The following is an 8,986-nucleotide window of genomic DNA, read 5'->3' on the forward strand; positions in this document are numbered from 1 at the left end:
TATAAAATATTTATTTTCCTTATTCAGATGAGAACGCAAAGTCGCTATCTATTATGTTAAATCCATCTACATTTAATTGTGTAAATACTTGATCTTCAATTAATTCAACAATATCAGCATATTTTATATCATCTTCTTTTAAATTACCCTTATTTATATTATCTTCATCTAGTTCTGTTTCTTCCTGAATATAAGTTAAATTATATATTCCTTTCCCTATTAATTTACCTTGTTCTATCTCTTTCAGAAGAGGAATTAAAGTATATATTTCGTTCGATTCTAATTTACCTAGTTCTAACCCTTTCAGAATAGGAATTAAAGTATATATTTCTTTCAATCCTAATTGACCTAGTTCTATCTTTTTCAGAATAGAAATTAAATTATATATTTCTTTCGATTCTAATTTACCTAGCTCCATCCCTTTCAGAATAGAAATTAAATTATATATTTCTTTCCATTCTAATTTATCTAGTTTCATCCCTTTCAGAATAGAAATTAAAGTATATATTCCGTCCCATTCTAATTTATCTAGTTCTATCCCTTTCATAGTAGAAATTAAAGTATATATTTCGTTATCTTCTAATTTACCTCGTTCTATCTCTTTCAGAATAGAAATTAAAGTATATGTTTCTTTTCCTCCTATTTTATCTATTTCTATTTGTTCCAGAATAGAAGTTAAATCAGATATTTCATCGCCTTTAACATATTTATTTAATTTTCCCTGAATAATTTCACTTACTTCAGAAAGATTACGTTCAGAATCTAACTTGACATTATTAGTACTATTAACTCCATCAAGATCATCATCATCCCACTCAACCCCCCCCACAAAATAAGCGACATTATCATCTGTTCTTTTATCTATTATTATTTCTTTACCACCATAAAACTTATTTATATATTCTTCAATCCAAATATTTTGCACTTTTTTAAGTGAATACTTATATACGCAATCAATATTCGCTTTATTAAGAATTTCATCCATTATACTTTCTTCATAAAGAATTTTATTCATTATTTCCCGTAACTGTACTGGAAATTCTTCTTTAAGCTTCTCTACCTCTACCATAAGAGGAAGATTATATTTTGAAACACAGACTAGAAAATTTATTTTAGACAGAAATTTTTCTTTCTCCTTATTACTTGAAAAATTAGCTAGTATTCTTTCATTGCTATTTTTAAATCGAGTTTCATTATCATACCTTACCAACACTTCATTAAATATTTTTATAACATCTTCTTTTTTTATTCTTTCAACTCTTTCCTTAATAATATTTTTAAATTCATCCGCCAGATGATTATAATCTGTATTTGATGAATTTCGGCAAAAGGCCTCCGCTCGTTGCAACTCATTTAAATAATTGAAAAAACTATATCTATCTTTAAAACTTGAATTTTCATTCTCTATTAAAGAGAGAAAATGGTTTAGGTTATGATATTCAGCTGTAATTGTAACTATCTCATCTTTTTCCCTATCTACTGTATCTTTTTTTGTTAGTTTATTATTAAAATCATCCACCTTACACTTTAAATCTTTCACCTTCCTATTTAAATCAGTAAGTGTTTCATTATATCTATTTAAATTCCCATCTCTATTACTTATTCCCATTCTACCGGTTTGGCTAATTGCAAAAAACATTGTAAATCGTTCCATCATATGAATAATTTTTTTTATAAAACTGGGCTTAGCCGTTGTATTAGAAATATCCTTTATTTTCTTTGCAATAGTTACATAACATGATTCTAAATAATCTTTCTTAGTAGATAAGACTATTCCCTTATCAAATACATCAATACCATTAACTTTATCCATTTTATTGCCCTTACATTAATAAATTAACTGTTTATTTTATTCTTTTTATCAATTTATACTTACAAAAATAACACAGTAGTAATTAATTAATCATTTACAATAAAAATCACATTAAATTTAAAATAGAAACAAAAAAAGATATCAAAAATGATATCTTTTTTTAGTTTAATGATTTGTATTCCGCTGGAATTTAAAAAATAACTTATCGTTTAATCATTCTTTTAAATCGTTATACACTGTTGCTCTTGAAACACCGAGATATTGCGCAGTAATTTCCATCGCTTTGCGAAGTGAAAGGTAACCTTCATCCTGTAAACACAATAGCAATTCGCGTCGTTGATGCGGTTTCAATGCTCTTGGTGTCACTGAATAAGTCGCAGAAAATTCATCAATACGTTTTTTCAACGAATCTTCTGTTACTGAGCTAAAAGTTTCAATGATATGATTTCCCTCTTCAAGAGTCGAAAATTGATTTAATACCATTTGTAAACCTTTAATCATCGATATATCAATATTTAAACATAAAGCAGCAACATAATTGCCTTGTTTATCTTTAATACCAATCGATGTACTTTTAGCTGTTCTACCATCAGGAAACTGATTAGGATAGTTTGCAACAATTTGTGGAAAATCAGACGATTCAATCCTTGCCATACCTAGCTCAGTTGCTCTATCCCCCACTTTTCGACCTGATAGATTATTTTCAATAACCATAATGGTATTTTCACTATCGGTCAGATCATGAAGTACAACTTCACAAAAAGGCGATAATGTTTTACCAATGCCCTGTGCAATATATTTTAGTTGTTCTACCAGCCACTCTTGGTCTGCAGTTTTGTGTGACATAACGATCCTACAATAGCTAAAACGTAAATGATTTATACAATTTTAACCGATTTATTCAAATAATTAATCGTTATCTATCGGAAAATCTGACTTTGCCTGATTTAAAATAGCTTTAGCCATCCATTGGGTCATATCAATGACCTGCTGATCATCCATTTTCCAGATATCTTTCATTACTAAAAAAACTTCAGAACCATAAATAAGTGAGAAAGCTTTTATCACTTTATCCCACATTTCTTGCGGATAATGCGCTTTTAATGGTTCGATGACTTTAAGTAAGATCTCTTTACGATGACCACGAATAAATCGTTTTTCTGTATATTCGCTTGATTGCCGCTCTTTAGCCCACTGCTGTAATGAAACCTGCAATGCGCCACGCAACGCCCCTTCATGTTTAAACATTTGTGGATAAGCAAGATTGAGCAACGCAGTAATACGCTGTTGTGTATTATCTTCTGGAGTGGGCTGCCATGCAATGATCGGTGCTAAACTTGCATCAACAGTAGCACTAATTAAATCACTTTGAGTAGGAAAATAGCGATACGCCGTTGCCCTTGAAACACCAGCATGTGCTGCAAGCTCTGATACGGTAGGTAACATCCCTTGTTCAAAAAGTTGCAATGCCGTTGCCACCAATAATTGGTAGGTTCTTTTTCGAGTACCTGACATTGTATCTATTTCATTACGACTAAAACTCATAAAAATTCCTTCGCTATTACTCCACTTTTCGTGGCTACTATACTGATTTTAAGAACTATTCTTAATACGATTAAAGTTTACTTTAGGCGATTGAGTGTACCTAAGCGACATTTAAAAGAGAAAAAATAAAAATAATGAGACATGGGTCTCAAAATAATGCTATTATAAATGAAACTCAAGTCTCATTGTGATTATAATCTACACGTCAATAATCATAAAAGGTAAGGGAAGGCTTATGAAACAGTATGCTGGCTTCATTTATATTGCGACTACGCTTGATACTAAAAGCGCTGAAATTTTTTATGTCAGTGAATTAATAAAAAAAGCAGGCCTTCCTGTCAAAACCGTAGATTTGACAACCAAACCTACAGCATTAGAAAGAGAAGCTGACGTCACAGCTGCACAAGTTGCTAGTTACCATCCTGATGGAAAAAACGCCGTGTTTTGCGGTGACCGTGGAAAAGCTATCGCAGCAATGTCCGTCGCTTTTGAACGTTATTTAACCCACTGTGACGATGTCCTCGCTATTTTAGGATTAGGCGGCTCAGGGGGAACGGCATTGATTACACCAGCAATGCAATCTTTGCCCATTGGCGTACCTAAATTGATGGTATCGACTATGGCTTCCGGTGATATCTCCGGATATATCGGCGCTAGCGATATTTCAATGATGTACTCCGTAACAGATGTATCCGGCTTAAACCGTATCTCTCGTAAGGTATTGAGAAATGCGGCCAACCAAATTGCCGGTGCTGTTTATTTTTACCAAGAAGAAAATAGTGTTGATAAACCGGCTGTTGCATTAACAATGTTTGGTGTAACTACGCCTTGTATTCAACAACTGACTAAAAAACTTGAAAATAATTATGACTGTTTAGTTTTCCATGCGACAGGGAGTGGCGGTAAAGCCATGGAAAAACTGATAGACAGCCACTTACTTCATAGTGTTCTTGATCTAACAACAACCGAAGTATGTGATTATTTATTTGAGGGTGTCCTTGCTTGTGATGAAGATCGTTTTGGTGCCATCGCCCGCACTAAAACACCTTGTATCGTCTCTTGTGGCGCGTTGGATATGGTGAATTTTGGTCGCCCTGCTACCGTACCTGAGAAATATAAAGATCGTCATTTCTATCACCATAATTCGCAAGTCACCTTAATGCGTACAACACCAAGGGAAAATCGTCAAATGGGGATCTGGATCGCTGAAAAATTGAATCAGTGTGAAGGCCCACTGACGTTTATTTTTCCACAGGGCGGTTTTTCTGCTTTAGATATTGAAGGGGGGCCATTCTGGGATCCTCAAGCAAACCAAGCATTTTTTGATGCATTTATAACAACATTTAAAGAGACCGAGACTCGTCAATTAGTCATCAGTCCATATCACATAAATTCTGCTGAATTTAATCAGCAAGTTTATGATTTACACCAGGAACTTATTTGTTAACCACGGAGAAAGAAGTATGACTTATTCACGTGAAGTATTACTCAAAAAATTTAATGACATGATCGCACGTAAAGAGCCTATTATTGGTGGCGGTGCGGGAACAGGTCTTTCCGCAAAATGCGAAGAAGCAGGCGGTATCGATCTGATTGTTATCTATAATTCAGGTCGTTATCGTATGGCGGGTCGTGGCTCTCTGGCAGGATTATTAGCCTATGGCAATGCCAATGAAATTGTTATGGATATGGCAAAAGAAGTATTGCCTGTTGTAAAACAGACACCTGTGCTTGCCGGGGTTAATGGTACAGATCCATTCTGCAATTTTGATAAGTTTTTAGATGACGTTAAAGCCATCGGTTTTGCTGGCGTACAAAACTTCCCAACCGTTGGTTTAATTGATGGTAACTTCCGCGCTAACCTAGAAGAAACAGGTATGGGTTATGCTCTTGAAGTAGAGATGATCCACAAAGCACATGAAAAAGGCTTACTCACAACACCTTATGTTTTTAGTCGTGAAGATGCCATTGCAATGACACAAGCCGGTGCAGATATTATTGTTCCTCATATGGGTTTAACCACTGGTGGCAATATTGGTGCAGAAACAGCCGTTACTTTAGATGATTGTGTCGCCCTTATTAACGATTGGGCAAAAGCAGCAAAATCCGTACGTTCTGACGTAATTGTACTTTGTCATGGTGGCCCTATAGCAACACCAAAAGATGCGCAATATATCCTTGATAACTGTCCTGATTGCCATGGTTTTTATGGCGCAAGTTCAATGGAACGTTTACCAACAGAAGTCGCTTTAACTGCAACAACAAAAGAGTTTAAAAATATTAAACGCTAATCTCAAATCATCAAGTTTGCCTAAGCGTTGATCCTATTGCCCACATCATGTGGGCAATATTTTATTTGCAAGAAGCCTAACTGATTACACCAGTTTTGCGATTAATGTAGTTAAATCCCCTGCTAAAAAATCAACGGGGGGAATTTCAATCACAGTATAGGCACCCGCTTGTTGTTTCATACTTGCTCTGGCTGCAGAAACCATAAATTGAGATGTTAATGCTGGATTATTAATATGCATAGCATATTCAAATAATTGATTGTGTGTTTTGCCTGACACTCCTTTGTGGGTCATTTGTACTCCGTGACCAACATCTTTTAAGCTATCAACACTATCAACTTGTTTAATATGCGTCTCATCAGATGAGAAATAGCTGTCGGCCTTAATGGCTTGCTCAACCTGTGCAAAGTTAGCACCCGTTTCTAATTCAACATAAACCATACGCCGATGTACACCAGTGCCCAATGGAATAGTCATTGATAGCGCATCTCTTACACCATCAATAGCTTTAGCGGCAACACTATGCCCCATACTCATACCGGGACCAAAATTAGTGTAGGTAATACCTTTAGGTGCCATAGCTAACATTAAGGTACGAATAATAGAGTCTGAACCCGGATCCCAACCCGCTGAAATCACTGCAACACGGTTATGCTTTTTCGCCACCTCATCCAGTTCTGTTTTTAATGCAACGATATCACTGTGGACATCAAAACTATCAACGGTATTAATACCTAAGCTCAATATCGATTTAGCCAAATCTTTAATGGCTCTCGTTGGTGAACATAATAAAGCAACATCCACCTTACCTAAGCTTTTAATATCATTTGTTACTGTTATATTTCGCAGTTCATCTGGAATATTTTGACTATCACGGCGAACCACCCCCCACTAACTCAAAATCAGGTGCTGCAAGTACTGCATCTAGTGCAAAGCGCCCAATATTGCCATAGCCCACAATAGCGACTTTTATTTTAGTATTCATTTATTTCCCTGTTCTCGTTGTTAATCATTATTGAATGATAATAATGTTTAATAATCAACGAATAAACCATATAAAAAGTTTTTTTGCTACTGGTTCATCAATTTAGCTATTCCCTTATTCATAAAGCATGTAAAATCGCTCCACTTTCCTCTGATTATATTTACAACACTATTTCACTCGTTTTTAAGAAGGTTTTCAATGCATCAATCTGATGTAGCGGATCGCTCACTTTTTTCCCTTAGCTGGCCTATTTTTATTGATATTTTTCTTCATCTTGCCACGCTATTGATTAACACTTACATGATAAGTCATGTCTCTACTGCCTATTTAGCTGCAATGGGCGTAGGTAACCAAGTTTTTGATCTTTTTATCACCATATTTAACTTTATTAGCGTGGGATGTAGCGTTGTTATTGCTCAATATTTAGGCGCCGGTAAGCGCGATAAAGCCAGTCAAGCTATTCATATTTCTATCGCCTTTAACTTTTTGCTGGGCTTTAGTAGTGCCATTATTATTCTCTTTTTTGGCTACAACATTCTAAATGTAATGAATACGCCAGAGCATTTAGTACAAGATGGCTATAACTATCTCCATATTTTGGGGATTTGTCTTATTCCTGAAGCAATTTCAATTATCTTAGCAGCCTGTTTGCGGGTTTATGGTAAATCGAAAGCGGCGATGTATGTGACGTTAATTGCCAATATTGTCACTGTTATCGGCAATATGATTGTACTATATGGTTTCTTTGGGCTTCCACAATACGGTTTAGTGGGTGTTGCATGGTCAACGGTTGTCGGTCGTATTATTGCCGTTGTCTTATTATGTGGTCTTTTATTCTATGGATTAAGAATTAAGTTCGATATAAGACTATTAGTGATTTGGTCTAAAAATATGTTAGCTAAAATTCTACATATTGGTTTACCTGCTGCAGGTGAAAACCTAGTGTGGATTCTACATTATATGACCGCCTCTGCCTTTATAGGATTAATGGGAGAAGTTCCTCTCGCCGCACAAACACTCTATTTCCAACTATCATTATTCTTAATGTTATTTGGCATTGCGATTAGCATTGGTAATGAAATATTAGTCGGTCATTTAGTTGGTGCAAAACGATTTGATGATGCATTTACACGGGGTTTTAAAAGCTTAAAAGCAGGTGTGCTATTTACTATTGGTGTGGTGATTATTTATTGGTTTATGCGTGATCCTATTTTGTATTCTATCACCGAAGATCAACGCATTATCGACCAACTGTTGCCTTTATTTATTTTATCGGTCTTTTTGGAGCCTGGGCGTACATTTAATATTGTTATGGTTAATGCGTTACGTGCAGCCGGAGATGCCAAATTCCCACTCATTACAGCCGTTTGTTTTATGTGGGGAGTTGCTATTCCTATTGGCTATTTCCTTGGTATAAAAATGGAAATGGGTTTAATTGGGATTTGGATAGGTTTTCTTTGCGATGAGTGGCTACGAGGCTTAACGAATGCATGGCGTTGGCGCTCTCGTAAATGGCAAGCTAAGCGCTTAGATATTTGATGCTCTTTCAAGGCCTAATAATATTATTAGGCCTTGAGAAACTAGCTATAAATAAGTTAACTTGCTACATTATTCATTAATGATTTTAAATTTATTTAAGCTTTATAATTCATGCTTATCATTTTATTTATCGCCATTTTTTACAAGATTTTTATCTTTAGCCAGTGAACGACTAACCGTCTCATTTATACTATTTGATAAAAAATATTTATAATTATTAATATTCCCAAATTCAGATTTTATTTTTTCGTCTGAAGTTAATATGCTATCGATGATTGATGCTAAAAATTTATTTTTAATCTCATTTAAAGACGAGTCATTAGTAGATGATAAAATACTTTTAGAGTGAGAATGTAACTCATCCTCAAATTGTATAATTTTTCCTTTCTCTAATGTAGGTTTTTCTTCTAAAACAGAGATAATATCATTAATGATTAAATTTATTATTTCATCAACTTTAAACTTTTTGTGTACTTTAGATAAATCTCCAAATTTATCATTATCATCTTTCATTGAGTGAGGCGTGTTTATTACTTTATTATCTGATTGTATATTTTCATTCTTTTTCATATTTTCAATATTAGAAATATGAACTTTAAATTCTGAATTATTTGAAGTTTTATGAAAAAATGGTTTTATAAAAGAGGATATTGTATTATAACAACTTAATATAGCTGATTTCAATTTTGTATTAAATTTATAACTCTCATTATTAATGCTTTTTAGCGATAATGGAGTGTTTTTAAAATAACTTTTAATTTGCATATCTGCTCCCTAATAGATTTAGCAGAATTAAATATTATACTTTCGCTA

Annotated in this window: 7 protein-coding genes and 1 pseudogene; 3 read left to right on the plus strand and 5 right to left on the minus strand. The window is 34.2% G+C overall.

What is annotated here, in order from left to right:
• Positions 1–19: 19 nt before the first annotated feature.
• From ACYUCW_RS07960 to ACYUCW_RS07970, 3 genes are all read right to left on the minus strand, one after another.
• Positions 20–1,813, minus strand: a complete 1,794-nt coding sequence (locus tag ACYUCW_RS07960; protein WP_196722292.1) for a hypothetical protein — start codon at positions 1,811–1,813, stop codon at positions 20–22.
• Between the two features lie 213 nt (positions 1,814–2,026).
• Positions 2,027–2,659 (minus strand): helix-turn-helix transcriptional regulator, encoded by a 633-nt coding sequence (locus ACYUCW_RS07965; RefSeq protein ID WP_004245045.1) that lies wholly within the window; start codon positions 2,657–2,659, stop codon positions 2,027–2,029.
• A gap of 63 nt (positions 2,660–2,722) precedes the next feature.
• Entirely contained in the window at positions 2,723–3,358 is a 636-nt protein-coding gene (locus ACYUCW_RS07970; RefSeq protein ID WP_460408349.1) for a TetR/AcrR family transcriptional regulator, read from the minus strand.
• A gap of 235 nt (positions 3,359–3,593) precedes the next feature.
• Between ACYUCW_RS07970 and ACYUCW_RS07975 the strand changes: the two genes are divergently transcribed.
• A complete protein-coding gene (locus tag ACYUCW_RS07975; protein ID WP_004247258.1) occupies positions 3,594–4,805 on the plus strand; it encodes a Tm-1-like ATP-binding domain-containing protein in 1,212 nt (403 codons plus the stop codon).
• Positions 4,806–4,821: 16 nt separating this feature from the next.
• On the plus strand, positions 4,822–5,649 hold the full coding sequence (locus ACYUCW_RS07980; RefSeq protein WP_004252534.1) for a phosphoenolpyruvate hydrolase family protein: 828 nt from the start codon (positions 4,822–4,824) through the stop codon (positions 5,647–5,649).
• An 84-nt stretch (positions 5,650–5,733) separates the two neighbouring features.
• Here ACYUCW_RS07980 and ACYUCW_RS07985 read toward each other — a convergent pair.
• Positions 5,734–6,634 (minus strand): annotated as a pseudogene (locus tag ACYUCW_RS07985) (diaminopimelate dehydrogenase).
• A 198-nt stretch (positions 6,635–6,832) separates the two neighbouring features.
• Between ACYUCW_RS07985 and ACYUCW_RS07990 the strand changes: the two are divergent.
• Positions 6,833–8,173 (plus strand): MATE family efflux transporter, encoded by a 1,341-nt coding sequence (locus tag ACYUCW_RS07990; protein WP_004245051.1) that lies wholly within the window; start codon positions 6,833–6,835, stop codon positions 8,171–8,173.
• Between the two features lie 123 nt (positions 8,174–8,296).
• On the opposite strand, the gene ACYUCW_RS07995 is transcribed toward ACYUCW_RS07990, so the two are convergent.
• The gene (locus ACYUCW_RS07995; RefSeq protein ID WP_063215538.1) at positions 8,297–8,938 is read right to left on the minus strand and encodes a hypothetical protein; all 642 of its coding nucleotides are present in this window, start codon (positions 8,936–8,938) and stop codon (positions 8,297–8,299) included.
• Positions 8,939–8,986: the final 48 nt, after the last annotated feature.

Source organism: Proteus sp. MB838 (assembly GCF_054767435.1).